13 protein-coding genes and 1 pseudogene are annotated in these 13,305 nt (G+C 41.4%); 2 read left to right on the forward strand and 12 right to left on the reverse strand.

Features of this window, described 5'->3' with window-relative positions; translation table 11 throughout:
- Positions 1 to 18: 18 nt before the first annotated feature.
- Both tsaD and QMF79_RS03615 read right to left on the reverse strand, forming a co-directional pair.
- Positions 19 to 1,047, reverse strand: a complete 1,029-nt coding sequence (gene tsaD / locus QMF79_RS03610; RefSeq protein ID WP_281772806.1) for a tRNA (adenosine(37)-N6)-threonylcarbamoyltransferase complex transferase subunit TsaD — start codon at positions 1,045 to 1,047, stop codon at positions 19 to 21.
- A gap of 64 nt (positions 1,048 to 1,111) precedes the next feature.
- On the reverse strand, positions 1,112 to 1,891 hold the full coding sequence (locus tag QMF79_RS03615) for an outer membrane protein assembly factor BamD (protein ID WP_281772807.1): 780 nt from the start codon (positions 1,889 to 1,891) through the stop codon (positions 1,112 to 1,114).
- A 160-nt stretch (positions 1,892 to 2,051) separates the two neighbouring features.
- On the opposite strand from QMF79_RS03615, the gene rluD reads away from it, so the two are divergent.
- Positions 2,052 to 3,029 carry a 23S rRNA pseudouridine(1911/1915/1917) synthase RluD gene (rluD, locus tag QMF79_RS03620; protein ID WP_281772808.1) on the forward strand — a complete coding sequence of 326 codons (978 nt, stop codon included), beginning with the start codon at positions 2,052 to 2,054 and terminating at the stop codon, positions 3,027 to 3,029.
- 130 nt (positions 3,030 to 3,159) lie between these two features.
- Here the strand turns inward: rluD and QMF79_RS03625 are convergent, their stop codons facing one another.
- The 3 genes from QMF79_RS03625 to tkt form a co-directional block, all read right to left on the reverse strand.
- Complete coding sequence (locus QMF79_RS03625) at positions 3,160 to 3,723, reverse strand: YqgE/AlgH family protein (RefSeq protein ID WP_281772809.1); 564 nt, start codon at positions 3,721 to 3,723, stop codon at positions 3,160 to 3,162.
- 12 nt (positions 3,724 to 3,735) lie between these two features.
- Positions 3,736 to 4,467: a 16S rRNA (uracil(1498)-N(3))-methyltransferase gene (gene rsmE, locus QMF79_RS03630; RefSeq protein WP_281772810.1), complete on the reverse strand. Its 732-nt coding sequence runs from the start codon at positions 4,465 to 4,467 to the stop codon at positions 3,736 to 3,738.
- A 184-nt stretch (positions 4,468 to 4,651) separates the two neighbouring features.
- Entirely contained in the window at positions 4,652 to 6,649 is a 1,998-nt protein-coding gene (tkt, locus tag QMF79_RS03635; RefSeq protein ID WP_281772811.1) for a transketolase, read from the reverse strand.
- Between the two features lie 296 nt (positions 6,650 to 6,945).
- Between tkt and rpmE the strand changes: the two genes are divergently transcribed.
- Positions 6,946 to 7,158 carry a 50S ribosomal protein L31 gene (rpmE, locus tag QMF79_RS03640; RefSeq protein ID WP_005706713.1) on the forward strand — a complete coding sequence of 71 codons (213 nt, stop codon included), beginning with the start codon at positions 6,946 to 6,948 and terminating at the stop codon, positions 7,156 to 7,158.
- A gap of 140 nt (positions 7,159 to 7,298) precedes the next feature.
- Here the strand turns inward: rpmE and QMF79_RS03645 are convergent, their stop codons facing one another.
- From QMF79_RS03645 to purN, 7 genes and pseudogenes are all read right to left on the reverse strand, one after another.
- Positions 7,299 to 8,564, reverse strand: coding sequence for an inorganic phosphate transporter (locus QMF79_RS03645; RefSeq protein ID WP_281772812.1), 1,266 nt, complete (start codon positions 8,562 to 8,564; stop codon positions 7,299 to 7,301).
- 8 nt (positions 8,565 to 8,572) lie between these two features.
- Positions 8,573 to 9,253 carry a TIGR00153 family protein gene (locus QMF79_RS03650; protein ID WP_040216843.1) on the reverse strand — a complete coding sequence of 227 codons (681 nt, stop codon included), beginning with the start codon at positions 9,251 to 9,253 and terminating at the stop codon, positions 8,573 to 8,575.
- Between the two features lie 210 nt (positions 9,254 to 9,463).
- Complete coding sequence (locus QMF79_RS03655; RefSeq protein ID WP_281772813.1) at positions 9,464 to 10,222, reverse strand: ABC transporter ATP-binding protein; 759 nt, start codon at positions 10,220 to 10,222, stop codon at positions 9,464 to 9,466.
- Positions 10,219 to 11,160 carry an iron chelate uptake ABC transporter family permease subunit gene (locus QMF79_RS03660; protein WP_281772814.1) on the reverse strand — a complete coding sequence of 314 codons (942 nt, stop codon included), beginning with the start codon at positions 11,158 to 11,160 and terminating at the stop codon, positions 10,219 to 10,221. Before QMF79_RS03660 ends, QMF79_RS03655 begins: the two co-directional genes overlap by 4 nt.
- Positions 11,157 to 12,107, reverse strand: coding sequence for an ABC transporter permease (locus tag QMF79_RS03665; protein ID WP_281772815.1), 951 nt, complete (start codon positions 12,105 to 12,107; stop codon positions 11,157 to 11,159). Before QMF79_RS03665 ends, QMF79_RS03660 begins: the two co-directional genes overlap by 4 nt.
- On the reverse strand, positions 12,107 to 13,015 hold the full coding sequence (locus QMF79_RS03670; protein WP_040216853.1) for a siderophore ABC transporter substrate-binding protein: 909 nt from the start codon (positions 13,013 to 13,015) through the stop codon (positions 12,107 to 12,109). The genes QMF79_RS03665 and QMF79_RS03670 overlap by 1 nt, the downstream gene beginning before the upstream one ends.
- Positions 13,016 to 13,174: 159 nt before the next feature.
- Positions 13,175 to 13,305 (reverse strand): annotated as a pseudogene (purN, locus tag QMF79_RS03675) (phosphoribosylglycinamide formyltransferase); the annotation flags it as partial.

A 13,305-nucleotide genomic window follows, 5' to 3' on the forward strand; every position in this document is an offset into this window, starting at 1 on the left:
TTCTAAAAATTCGACCGCTTACAAACTTGGTAATTCTGTCATTGCCCAACGAGGTTTTACACTCACACTTAAATCGGTTTGCTCACCATGTTTTAAGCGAAGGAAGCCTGTGTAAGCAATCATCGCGCCGTTGTCAGTACAAAATTGCGGTCGAGGGTAGTAAACCTCTCCGCCAAGGGATTTAATCATTTCGGCTAAATCGGCACGCAGCTGTTTATTTGCACTCACACCGCCCGCCATCACTAAGCGTTTGTAGCCTGTTTGTTGTAAGGCTCGTTTGCATTTGATGATGATAGTATCGACCACCGCTTGTTGGAAAGCGTGAGAGATGTCGCAACGGGTTTGTTCGTCTAATTTACCGTTCTCATCCAAATTGGTATTAATGGTGTTTGCGGCAAACGTTTTTAAGCCTGAAAAGCTAAAGTCTAAGCCAGGACGATCCGTCATTGGGCGTGGAAAAACAAAGCGATTTGGCGTGCCTTTTTCCGCTAATTTTGAAACTGCCACACCAGCTGGATAATCCAATCCAAGCAGTTTACCTGTTTTATCAAAGGCTTCACCCGCAGCATCATCGATAGATTCGCCAAGCAATTCATATTGCCCAACACCATCCACTTTCACTAATTGTGTATGTCCGCCTGAAATAAGTAGTGCGACAAAAGGAAATTCTGGCGGGGTCTCTTCCAACATTGGAGCGAGTAGATGCCCTTCCATATGATGTACGCCGAGTGCGGGGACGTTCCACGCATAGGCAAGCGAACGGGCTATAGTTGCCCCTACTAATAATGCGCCCACTAAGCCAGGGCCTGCGGTATAAGCCACGCCATCAATCTCGCAAGCGGTCAAATTTGCTTCTTTTAATGCAGCTTCTATCAGTGGCACGGTTTTGCGGATATGATCACGTGAAGCCAATTCTGGCACCACGCCGCCGTAGTCTGCGTGCATCTCAATTTGGCTGTAAAGCTGGTTGGCAATTAATCCTTTTTCTTCATCATAAATGGCAACGCCTGTTTCATCACAAGAAGTTTCAATGCCGAGAATTTTCATACTATGCTTTAAATACTAAAAAAGCCACAGAAGCATTGAACTGCTGTGGCAAAATAAAATGAAATTAGAACTGTTCGCCGTAAGCTGGTTTAGTTACGTTTGGATATTCTTTACCTTTATTCGCTTCAATCAAGGCATCTACTTTTTGAGCAGAATCATTCAAACCCATTTGTTCAAAGGCTTTTTTCATATAAGGTAACGCTTCAGCAGTGGCTTTTGTATCAGGATAGAAACGTATCATTTCTTCTACACGGTTGGTCATTGCCACATAAGCATCACGCTTGTCGTAGAATTTCACCACTTCAAGTTCGTGTTCTGCCATACGGTTTAACAAATATCCCATCCATTGTTGTGCTTCTGGTGCATATTTGCTATTTGGAAAATCACGTACGATGGTTTGGAAGCTACCGTAAGCATTTCGCACCGCATCAATTGAGCGAGAAGCACGATTTACGCCAAAGAAATCTTGAATAAAGTTATCGCCTAAACGAGCATTGGAAAGTGCCGCAAGGTAGAAAACATAGTCTGTATGAGCACTATTTGGGTAAGCACGCACAAAACGTTCTGCAATATCTAATGCTTTGTAGTATTCGCCTACTTTATATTGTGCATAAATTAAGCTCAATTGTGTTTGTTCGCCGAATTGCCCTTGAGCATTGCCTTTTCCGCCAATGGCATCTAAATAGCGGATCGCTGAGTTATAATCGCCATCTTGCAAGTAAGTTTGACCTTTATTATAAAGATCTTGAGCTGACGCTTCTTCGAGTTCTTTATTTGAATTTGAGCAACCCACAACGAGTAAACCCGCTAAGATCAGCGAAGCAAGAGAAGTAAATTTACGCATAATAATTACCTTAAAGAGATAAAAAAGTGTCTAAGATCAAAAGTTAATGTACAATACTTGCAATAGACCAAAGGCACTTCATTAAGTTCGTACGAATTGCCTTATTTTATAACACGCTCACAAATAAGCAATAGATAATAGATTAAATAGGAATAGACAAATGGCTCAACAGATGACGCTAACTGCAGAGGTTTCTGCCGATTTATTAGGTGCAAGGCTTGATCAGGCACTTGCGCAACTTTTCCCCGATTACTCACGCTCACGTTTAAAAGTTTGGATCGAAAATGATTTAGTGAAAGTCAATGGCAAAGTGGCCAATAAAGCGCGGGAAAAAGTTTTTGGTGGTGAATTGATTGAAGTGTTGGCAGAAATTGAAGAGGAAGTGCGTTTCGAGCCTCAAAATATCCCACTTAATATCGTGTATGAAGATGACGATATTATTGTGATCAACAAACCGAAAGATTTAGTCGTACACCCAGGTGCGGGTAATCCAGATGGCACAGTATTAAATGCACTACTTTACCACTATCCATCGATTGCAGAAGTGCCACGTGCGGGTATCGTACACCGTTTAGACAAAGATACAACGGGTTTAATGGTGGTCGCGAAAAATATCCCTGCTCAAACGCACCTAGTAACTGCACTACAAAAACGCCAAATTACCCGTGAATATGAAGCTGTTGCGAGTGGCATTATGACCCAAGGTGGTAAGGTTGATGAGCCAATGGCTCGCCACCCAACCAAACGCACCGCAATGGCAGTACATCCAATGGGTAAATCTGCAGTCACGCATTACCGCATTATGGAGCGTTTCCGCAACTATACCCGTTTGCGTTTACGCTTGGAAACAGGGCGTACACACCAAATCCGTGTACATATGGCACACATTGCTCACCCGCTTTTAGGAGACCAACTTTACGGCGGTCGTCCTCGCCCACCTAAAGGTGCAAGTGAAGAATTTTTAGCAGTATTACGTTCATTTCAACGCCAAGCCTTACACGCCGCGATGTTACGTTTAGAGCACCCTATCACAGGTGAAATCCTGGAATGGCACGCCCCATTGCCTGATGATTTTGTGAAGCTCATCCAAGCCTTAAAAGACGATTATACGTTGTATAAGGATCAGTTGGATTATTAATTAAAAAGGGGGCATAATAGACAAAAATGTTGGTTTTGATTATTAACTATAATCCTTACCAACTGTTTTGCCACATGATATAGGTTTTGACGGATTAGCAACTATTTGTCTACTATGCCAATAAATACGTTTACGCTCGTCCAGCACTTCCTAATACTCCCGATGAAATGCCCATCATTTCGTTGGCTTCTAACCAGCGGTCAAGATAACCTGTGTTGAATAAAGTTTTGTTGTTGGATTCAGAATAAATCCACATATTCTGGGCGATTTCTTGTTGTAGTTGTTCGCTATTCCAAGTAGAGCAACCTAAACAAACAATAAAGTGTTCAGGCGCATCTGTTGTGCCTAAGGTATCCAGCACATCGCCCGATGTGGTTAGCATAATGTCATCTGTGATTTTATAAGAGTGCAAGAAAGATTGTGCCGTTTTGGTGTGGACAATAAAGCCGCGATCTTGGCTCACAGGACCACCGCTTAATACCATCTGATCTTTTTTGTAATCACGTTGATTTGCCATTTGGAAATCCATTTTAGTGAGCAATTCCAATACAGATAAATCGGTTGGCATATTGATGATTAATCCCATGGCTCCGTTGTTATTGTGTTCACAAATATAAACAACGGCACGATCAAAATAAGGATCGTCCATATCTGGGGTTGCAATTAAAAATTTACCTTGTAAGTTTTCTAACATTCTCTTTTCTCGTTAAATATCACCAAAGCAGACTTGTAAAGCGGTAATTGCTGCGAGGGAGGCAGTTTCTGTGCGTAATACTCGTTTGCCCAATAACACCTCAGTAAAGCCTTCTGCCTCTGTCATCGTAATCTCTTCGGGAGAAAGCCCGCCTTCAGAACCAATGAGCAATCGCACGCCCTCTTTCGGCATATTCGGCAATTGACGGATCGTATATTGGGCTCTTGGATGTAAATTCAACTTAAGCATTCCATCTTGCTCTTTGCACCAATCAGTAAGTTTCATCATTGGACGAATTTCAGGGATTTCATTACGTCCACATTGCTCACAAGCCGCAATCGCAATTTTCTGCCATTGTTGTAATTTTTTATCTTGGCGTTCTTCAGTGAGTTTTACGCCACAGCGCTCTGACCAAAGAGGCGTAATAGTTTTTACGCCTAACTCTACGGATTTCTGAATGGTAAACTCCATTCGATCACCACGCGAAATTACTTGCCCTAAATGAATATGCAAAGGCGATTCGCGATCATCTAATTCGCTAGAGTGAATTTTTGCAATAATTTGTTTTTTTTCGACCGCTTGTAACGTGGCGTGAAAGATATGGTTAGATCCATCAAATAAAATAATGGCGTCGCCCTCATTCATTCTCAATACACGCCCAACGTGGTTGGTGGCATCTTCGCTTAGAATACAGCTTGTTTGATTTGCTATTGGAAAGGGATGATAAATTCTAGGTATTCTCATAATAAAAGGTCACAGGTATATTTTACTAAGAAAAAGCCGCCATATACCACGTACGTTTAATAACCTACGGCATATACAACGACTTTCTATTTACTTGAATATTAGATTTGTGGACCTTAAGTAATTATTCCTAAGCTCGCACCACGTCTGCTATTTTAACGTGAAATATATACTCTGTATAGAATTACAAAATCTCTTTCGCTTTTGTTACAACGTTTTCAACGGTGAAACCGAAGAGTTTGAATAACTCGCCTGCCGGTGCAGATTCACCGAAGCTATTCATACCTACGATACGACCTTCAAAGCCTACATATTTGTACCAGAAGTCTGACAATTGTGCTTCAATAGCAACGCGTTTAGTCACTGAACGAGGTAATACTGATTCACGGTAAGCCTCATCTTGCTTATCAAACACGTTGGTGCTTGGCATTGAAACCACGCGTACTTTTTTACCTTCAGCTTCTAACACTTCTGCTGCTTTCACCGCTAATTCAACTTCAGAACCTGTTGCGATTAGGATTAAATCTGGCGTACCTGCTGCGTCTTTTAACACATAACCACCACGTGCTACATTCGCTAATTGCTCTGCAGTGCGATTTTGTTGTTGAAGATTTTGACGAGTGAAGATTAACGCACTTGGGCCATCATGACGCTCAACGGCAGCTTTCCAGGCAATTGCAGATTCTACTTGGTCAGCTGGACGCCACGTTTCAAGATTTGGAATGTAGCGTAATGCCGCAGTCTGCTCAACTGGTTGGTGAGTTGGACCATCTTCACCTAAACCGATTGAGTCGTGCGTATAAACGAATAACACGCGTTGTTTCATCAATGCTGCCATACGTACAGCGTTGTGAGCGTACTCATAGAACATTAAGAAGGTCGCCCCGTAAGGAATGAAGCCACCGTGTAAAGCAATACCATTCATAATCGCAGACATACCAAATTCACGTACGCCGTAGTTAATGTAGTTACCATCTACGTTGTGATCTGCACGAATTGGTTTAGAGCCAGGCCATAAAGTTAAGTTTGAGCTAGCTAAGTCCGCTGAACCACCTAAAAACTCTGGCAACACGTGAGCGTAAGCTTCAATCGCATTTTGTGATGCTTTACGGCTTGCAATGTTTGCAGGATTTGCCTGTAATTTTTCGATAAATGCTTGGCTTTCTGCTTCCCAATTTGCTGGTAATTCACCACTCATACGGCGTTTAAATTCTGTTGCTAATTCTGGATAAGCGGTTGAATATGCTGCAAATTTTGCATCCCAAGATTGTTCTTCTTCAGCACCTTTTGCTTTTGCATCCCACGCTGCATAAATGTCTGCTGGAATGACAAACGGCTCATGTTCCCAGTTTAGAAATTCGCGTGCTGCTTTAATTTCTGCTTCACCTAATGGTGCACCGTGGCAGTCGTGCGAGTTACATTTATTTGGTGAACCGTAACCAATAATAGTTTTACAGATAATTAACGTTGGACGTTCTTTCTCGGCTTGTGCATTTTCAATCGCAAATTTAATTTGCTCAGGATCGTGACCATCAACATTACGGATTACTTGCCAGCCATATGCTTCGAAACGTTGTGCTGTGTCATCGCTAAACCAGCCATCTACGTGACCATCAATAGAGATATTATTGTCGTCATAGAAAGCAATTAACTTGCCTAAACCTAATGTGCCTGCAAGCGATGCTGCTTCGTGTGAGATCCCTTCCATCAAGCAGCCATCACCTAAGAATGCGTAGGTGTAGTGGTTCACAATGTCGTGGCCTTCACGGTTAAATTGTGCTGCTAAGGTTTTCTCTGCAATCGCCATACCTACCGCATTGGTAATACCTTGACCAAGTGGCCCTGTGGTCGTTTCAACACCTGGAGCATAACCATATTCAGGGTGACCTGGCGTTTTTGAGTGTAATTGGCGGAATTGTTTTAAATCTTCAATAGAAAGATCGTAGCCTGTTAAATGTAAAAGGCTATAAATTAACATTGAGCCGTGACCATTTGACAATACAAAGCGGTCGCGATCAGCCCATTTTGGATTGTTTGGATTATGCTTTAAAAAATCACGCCATAACACTTCTGCAATATCAGCCATACCCATTGGTGCACCAGGGTGACCAGAATTGGCTTTTTGGACGGCGTCCATACTTAATACACGAATCGCATTTGCTAAAACTTTACGCTCAGCCATCGTCATTCTCCCGTTCATTTTGATTAAATTAAGATTATTTTTGATTGCTCGTGATTGTAATCAAGTTTATTTCAAAACTCAAAAAAATCATCTACTTTTTGTGATCTAGCTCACATAAATTCTGCATTAAATTAGCGGTTGATCTTCGCTCAACTTTCACTTAGAATACGCACTCTTCTAGGCGTTAAGCATAAGCTTAACATATTATTAATCACATATGGTGCTTATCAGCGGTTCAATTATAATAATAGTTGAAACAAGATAAGCGGCGATATGGCTTCTTATGAGGTTCTCCAATGAAACAAGGTATTCACCCAGAATATACTGAAATTACTGCAACATGTTCATGCGGTAACGAAATCAAAACTCGCTCAACAGTGGGTAAAAACTTAAACCTAGACGTTTGTGGCAACTGCCATCCATTCTATACTGGTAAACAACGTGTTGTTGATACTGGTGGTCGTGTTGAACGCTTCAACAAACGTTTCAGCATTCCAAGCACAAAATAATTTATTTTGTAAAAAAAGCCTCGCATTTGCGAGGCTTTTTTGTCTACTATGTCTTTATGATGTTAAGATGCGTAGTAAGAAAAATGAGGCTGAATTTTATCTAAATTCAGCCTCATTTTTCTTACTACAATTTTATTTAATTAGTGAAAGATAGCGTGCAAGATATAGTAAATAATAATTGAAAGTACTGCACCTGCTGGTAAGGTAACAAACCACGATGCAACGATATTACGGATAATACCTAAGTTTATTGCCGCGATACCACGTGCAAAACCAACACCTAAAATTGCACCTACTAGGGTTTGTGTGGTGGAAATTGGTAAGCCTGTACCTGATGCAAGTACAACAGTTACCGCACACGCAAATTGTGCTGCAAAACCACGGCTTGGTGTAAGTTCAGTAATACCTGTCCCTACCGTTGCCATAACTGATTTACCCATTATTGCTAAACCAACACCCATACCTAATGCACCTAATGGTAATACCCATGGTGCCATACCTGTTTTACTCGCGATATCACCACCGTTTGCCACGATAGATTCAACCGCAGCTAATGGACCAATTGCGTTTGCTACATCATTTGAACCGTGTGCAAAGGCCATTGCACAAGCGGTTAAAAGCATTAAAATACTAAAGATTTTTTCAACGCCACCGAAACTAGATTGGTCTTTTACTTTATTTGTAAAGGCTTGGCTACGAAAATAGATTGCACCTAATACGCCAGCAATAATTGCTAAAGTAATTGAAATACCGAATGTTTGCCAACCAGAAAGATTTAAACCCACGTGTTTTAAACCTTTTGAGATTGTTACGATAGCAAGGATAAAAATAGTTACCCCCATATAGAATGGGCCATATTTTTTTGCTTGTTTGAATGGCTCTGAGCGGTTAAAAATCAGTTTTTGTGAATTAACAAAGATGACAAAAGCAATAATCCCTGCAAGCACAGGCGTAATGAACCAACTACCCACGATACCTGTTAATTGACCCCATTGGATTGATTCGCCACCAACAGTGACCAAGGCAAAACCAATTACCGCACCAATGATCGTGTGTGTACCTGAAACAGGCCAACCCATTTTGGTTGCAATAATTAACCATACCCCTGATGCACAAAGGGAAGACATCATGCCAAGCACGAGGATTCCAGGCGTATCGGTAAAAGCATCGGCTTGAATAATACCACTTTTAATGGTATCAGCTACTTCACCACCTGCTAAATAAGCACCAGCAAGTTCGAAAACCATTGCGATCATAATCGCTTGTTTAACAGTGATTGTACCTGAACCTACCGAGGTTCCCATTGCATTTGATACATCATTTGCACCAATACCAAATGCCATTAAAAAGCCTAATACGGCTGTCACAATCACTAAGATTGAGCCATATTCTTGTAAAAGTTCCATAAGTTCTCCTATGCTTTTGCAAGCATTAGCTCGATTCGCGAACCAATACGCTGAGCTTGATCTGCTAAGATGCTGATTCGCTCAATACATTTATATAAAAACATAACATCAATAGGGTTTAATTCCGCTTCTAAGCCGAAAAGCGTACGACGTAGGGCGATTTGAAGTTGATCCGTATCATCTTCGATTTTATCTAGCTCTAAAATCATGTCATTCACGAAGTGACGTTCTCGACCTCGGAAACCTGTTTCAAGCAACTCATCAAGCTCACCTAATACTTTGCGTACTTGGCGACAAGAATCGAGGCTACGGAAGATAAATTGACGAAATGCGGGTTGCATAATTTCTGGCACTTCCAAATGACGGCCAATAACACGAGTTGCGATATCTTTTGAATAGTTTGCTAATTTATCCAGTTGCGTAACAATTTCTAATAAATCTGAGCGTTCAACGGGAAGGAATAATCCGCGAGGTAATTTTAATCGAATCTCACGTTTGAGGAGGTCAGCATTACGTTCTAATTCCACAATATGGTTTCGAATTTCTTCTGCCGCATCCCAATCGTGATTGAAAGAAGCTTCAAAAAAGGGGTCTAACAGCTCACTGCATTCAGTTACTTTTACAGAGAGTTGTTTGAGAGGTTTGAGTGGCGATTGGGCGAATAAACCTAAAATGTTATTCATTGCCATAAAATTTCTCCGTTATAATGAATTTAAAATGATCTTGCTGTGAAAAGTAGACAAAATCGCCTATATTTTACTTAATGTTATTGGAAAGATCACGGGGTAATTGCGGTAGGAACTTGTACAAGCGGTTAAATTTTACAAAAATTTTGTAGAATTTAACCGCTAGGTGATTTGAGATTAGCTATAAACGGAGAAATTAATAAATTTTTTAAATCAAATATGATGTACCACCAATCTTTTTCCTTGGTGTTTTAACACTTCCGCATCCAAACCAAATATGTTTTTTAGATGCTCGGTTGTGATGATTTCTTCAGGTGTACCTATCATCACAATTTCTCCATTTTTCATCGCCACAATCGTATCAGCATAAGCTGCTGCCATATTGATGTCGTGCACTACCATTACAGTGGTAAGTGCCAATTCATCAGTCAGTTTTCTTAACAATCGCATTAACTCACGGGCATGGAACATATCAAGGTTATTGAGCGGTTCATCAAGCAATACGTGGCTAGTTTTTTGGCAGAAGGTCATTGCAATTAAGGCACGTTGGCGTTGCCCACCTGAGAGTTCATTCAAAAAACGGTTGGTAAGATGGAGTAGCTCAAAACGCTCAAGGGCTTCAGCCACAATTTCATGATCAAGCGGTTGAATTTTGCCTTGATGATGCGGATAACGCCCGAACATCAGCAAATCTTGCACAGTAATGCGGCTGTGGATCACGTTGTCTTGGGTTAAGATCGCCAAATGCTGTGCAATAGTGCGAGAATCGGTGGTCGAAATATTGTAATTATCTAGCAAAATTTGACCGCTTTGAATCGGGTTTAAACGGGCCATGAGCGAGAGCAGGGTAGATTTGCCCGCACCGTTTGCACCCACAAGAGCAGTAATACCCCCATTTGGAATAGTGAGGTTAATGTTTTTTAGAATCGGACTTTGCCCGATGTGATGGGAAAGATTTTTAACTTCGATCATTTTTGTTTTTTGAGCATTAAATAGATAAACACGATGCCACCTAAGAATTCGATCACGACACTTAGCACACCTTGTAATTTGAACAGTTGTTCAAACACCGCTTGCCCTAATACCAACGTGATGGCAGATATGATGAATGTGAGCGGAATACGAATAGCGTGTTGCATTGTTGGGCTGATGGAGTTCACAATGGCACAAACCAGTAATCCTAAAAAGAGGATTGGTCCGACTAAAGCGGTGGACACCGACACCAACAAGGCACAGCAAATCAGCAGTTGATGCGAAAAGCGGTTGTAGTTAATACCTAAACCAATGGCTTTGTGTTTGCCGAGCATCAATACATCTAGCTTGTGGCGTTGTGTCCAAATCCAGATACTACTTAGTAAGGCGATGATGATTCCAATGGTTAAAAGGGTTGGATTGGCACTATTAAAGCTCGCAAAAGAGGAGCTTTGTGCGACGGCAAATTCTTCTGGATCGATCATACGTTGCAGAAGGTTGTTCACACTACGGAAGAATACACCAAACACCACACCAATCAATAACATTCGGGCGATATCGGCATTGTCTTTGGTGAGTGTGCGGAATAGCAATAGAGCGGCACCAAGCATCAGCAAGGTTTCAAACGCAAATTTGTTTGCAATCGGAAGTTGAGTAAAACCGAGTCCACCGAGTAAAAACACGAGTACGGTTTGAAGCAGCAAGTAGAGCGCGTCAAACCCCAAAATACTTGGCGTTAAAATCGGGTTGTTCGTCAGCGTTTGAAATAATAAGGTTGAAACGCCAATGGTATATGCTACCGTCAGCAATAACAACAGTTTTTTGCCACGAAACGGCAGAATAAAATCCCAATTCCCGTTGCTGTTAAACAGCATAAAAAACAGACTGCTTACAAGCAGAATCAGACTTGAAATAATCAAAACTCGGGATGTTTTCATACTTTTTTCCCCCTAAAGAGCAGATAGAGGAAAATCACTGTGCCGACGATGCCGAAAATCGTGGAAATCGGCACTTCAAACGGATCGTTTACCACTCGCCCGAGAATATCGCACATAAGAATGAGGTTCGCTCCAAATAACACCACAACAGGCAGATTCTGGCGAAGTCGATCGCCTGCCAGGCGTGAAACGATGTTCGGTACCACTAAACCGATAAACGGAATTTGCCCAATGGTGACGACAATTACCGCGGTAATCATGGCGACAATAATCAAGGCAATCCACGTCATTTGATGGTAGTTAATGCCAAGACTGGTGCTGATATTCTGTCCAAGTCCTGCGATGCTGAGTTGGTCAGCAAGAATGTAGATGATGACGGCTAAAGCTGCGGTTAGCCAAAGCAGTTCATATCTTCCTGCTAAAACGCCTGAGAAATCGCCTGCAAACCAAACGGAAAGTAGCTGCAAACTGTCGGTTTCGTAGGCAATAAAGGTAGTTACCGCTTCAATAATATTGCCGAAAATAATCCCCACTAATGGCAACATCAGTTTTTGATGGGGCGGTAGATTACGCATTAGCAGCATAAAAATTGCCATACCAATTAGTGCCGTTACGGTTGCAAACGACATTTTGAAAATGAGTGGCATTGCAGGGAAGCAAAGGCTTGCAATTAAAATCCCCACCGCTGCACTTTGGCTTGCCCCAATCATACTGGGTTCTATAAAACGGTTTTTCAGCACAATTTGCAGCACCATTCCTGCCACGCTGAGTGTTGCACCAACAAGGATGACAGCAAGGGTGCGAGGTAAGCGGCTAATAAAGAAAAGTTGTGATTGCTCAGACTGGCTAAACAATTCGCCCCAATGAAAATCCGCTACCCCCACGGACATACTGAGGGGGCAGAGGATTAAAAGTAAAAAAAGATTAAAAAACGTGAGCTTTCGCATTATTTAGAGAAGGCTTGTTTGATGTGGTTAAGATCTAAACGCATTTGTTCTACGCTGCCAGCTGCAAGGTATGCTGAACTGCTGAGGTAAATGACGTGTCCGTTTTTCCATGCCTTTGTTTGATGGACTAATTCGTTATCTAACACTTCTTGTGCTGTTTTGCCCTCTTCACCAATGGCTGCGGTGCGGTCTAACACGAATAACCAATCTGGATTTACTTTTTGTAAGTATTCGAATGAAATTGGTGTACCGTGGTTTGCTCCTTTGGTATTCACTTCAAATTTTGCTTCAGGAATATTAAGAGCAGAGTGAACCCAACCTAAGCGACCAACAGGACCAAATGCGGACATTTTGCCACCATTAACAAGCACGATTAAGCCATTTCCTTTACCTTTTACCGCTGCTTTGGTTTCGGCGATTAAGGTTTCAAGCTCAGCTTTTAATTTTGCCGCTTCCGCTTCTTTATTGAATAATTTACCGTAGTTTTCAATATTGTTTAAACCACCTTGTAAAGTATTCACTTCTTTTGGTGTGGTTACATCAATAGTTGTTGCAATCTCTTTTAGTTCATCGACTTTTTTTGCTGCACGGCTACCTACAATAATTAAGTCTGGTTTTAAGCTGTTTAATGCTTCGTAATTTGGTTCAAAAACAGTACCGATATTCACCGCTTTTTCTGTTGCTGGTTTTAAATATGGCAAGGTACGAGCCACATCAGGACTACCTGCAACAGGTACGCCTAAATGTGCAAGCGTATCAATTGCTGCAGCTTCAAATACAGCAAGTTTGGTTGGTGTTTGAGTGAAAGTAACATCACCACGAGCGGTCGGAATGGTCACATCTTTTGCAAATGAGAGAGAAGAGCAAGAGACAGCAAAGGCTAAGGTAAGTAGTGTTTTTTTGAACATAAATATTCCTATTAAATAGAAAATGACAGAAGGAGATCTTATTGAAAACAATTCTCAAGAAAGCTGTAATCTTACCCGATAATATTTGAAATAGGAAGATCTATAGATAAAAATGCTTGCTCACTACTTACCTTTAGTTATGAGCTGGATATTTACAAGCTATTCAGCAGCATAGCCTTGTTTAGGTAGAAGTTTTCCATCTAAATAAGCCATCTTGTTTCTTAATTCAAGGCGTCCTTCGGTAAACCATTTAATCACAAGCGGATAAATTTGATATTCTTGCTCACGGG

The sequence above is a fragment of the Pseudohaemophilus parahaemolyticus genome, assembly GCF_938021905.1.
GTDB classification, from domain to species: domain Bacteria; phylum Pseudomonadota; class Gammaproteobacteria; order Enterobacterales; family Pasteurellaceae; genus Haemophilus_A; species Haemophilus_A parahaemolyticus_B.

What these genes read in the sequence shown, in the direction of transcription:
- rluD (WP_281772808.1), top strand. Translation starts at nt 2,052, where the DNA reads ATGGCTCAACAGATGACGCTAACTGCAGAGGTTTCTGCCGATTTATTA.
- rsmE (WP_281772810.1), bottom strand. Translation starts at nt 4,467, where the DNA reads ATGAGAATACCTAGAATTTATCATCCCTTTCCAATAGCAAATCAAACA.
- QMF79_RS03625 (WP_281772809.1), bottom strand. Translation starts at nt 3,723, where the DNA reads ATGTTAGAAAACTTACAAGGTAAATTTTTAATTGCAACCCCAGATATG.
- QMF79_RS03665 (WP_281772815.1), bottom strand. Translation starts at nt 12,107, where the DNA reads ATGCGAAAGCTCACGTTTTTTAATCTTTTTTTACTTTTAATCCTCTGC.
- QMF79_RS03670 (WP_040216853.1), bottom strand. Translation starts at nt 13,015, where the DNA reads ATGTTCAAAAAAACACTACTTACCTTAGCCTTTGCTGTCTCTTGCTCT.
- tkt (WP_281772811.1), bottom strand. Translation starts at nt 6,649, where the DNA reads ATGGCTGAGCGTAAAGTTTTAGCAAATGCGATTCGTGTATTAAGTATG.
- QMF79_RS03655 (WP_281772813.1), bottom strand. Translation starts at nt 10,222, where the DNA reads ATGATCGAAGTTAAAAATCTTTCCCATCACATCGGGCAAAGTCCGATT.
- rpmE (WP_005706713.1), top strand. Translation starts at nt 6,946, where the DNA reads ATGAAACAAGGTATTCACCCAGAATATACTGAAATTACTGCAACATGT.
- QMF79_RS03645 (WP_281772812.1), bottom strand. Translation starts at nt 8,564, where the DNA reads ATGGAACTTTTACAAGAATATGGCTCAATCTTAGTGATTGTGACAGCC.
- tsaD (WP_281772806.1), bottom strand. Translation starts at nt 1,047, where the DNA reads ATGAAAATTCTCGGCATTGAAACTTCTTGTGATGAAACAGGCGTTGCC.
- QMF79_RS03660 (WP_281772814.1), bottom strand. Translation starts at nt 11,160, where the DNA reads ATGAAAACATCCCGAGTTTTGATTATTTCAAGTCTGATTCTGCTTGTA.
- QMF79_RS03650 (WP_040216843.1), bottom strand. Translation starts at nt 9,253, where the DNA reads ATGGCAATGAATAACATTTTAGGTTTATTCGCCCAATCGCCACTCAAA.
- QMF79_RS03615 (WP_281772807.1), bottom strand. Translation starts at nt 1,891, where the DNA reads ATGCGTAAATTTACTTCTCTTGCTTCGCTGATCTTAGCGGGTTTACTC.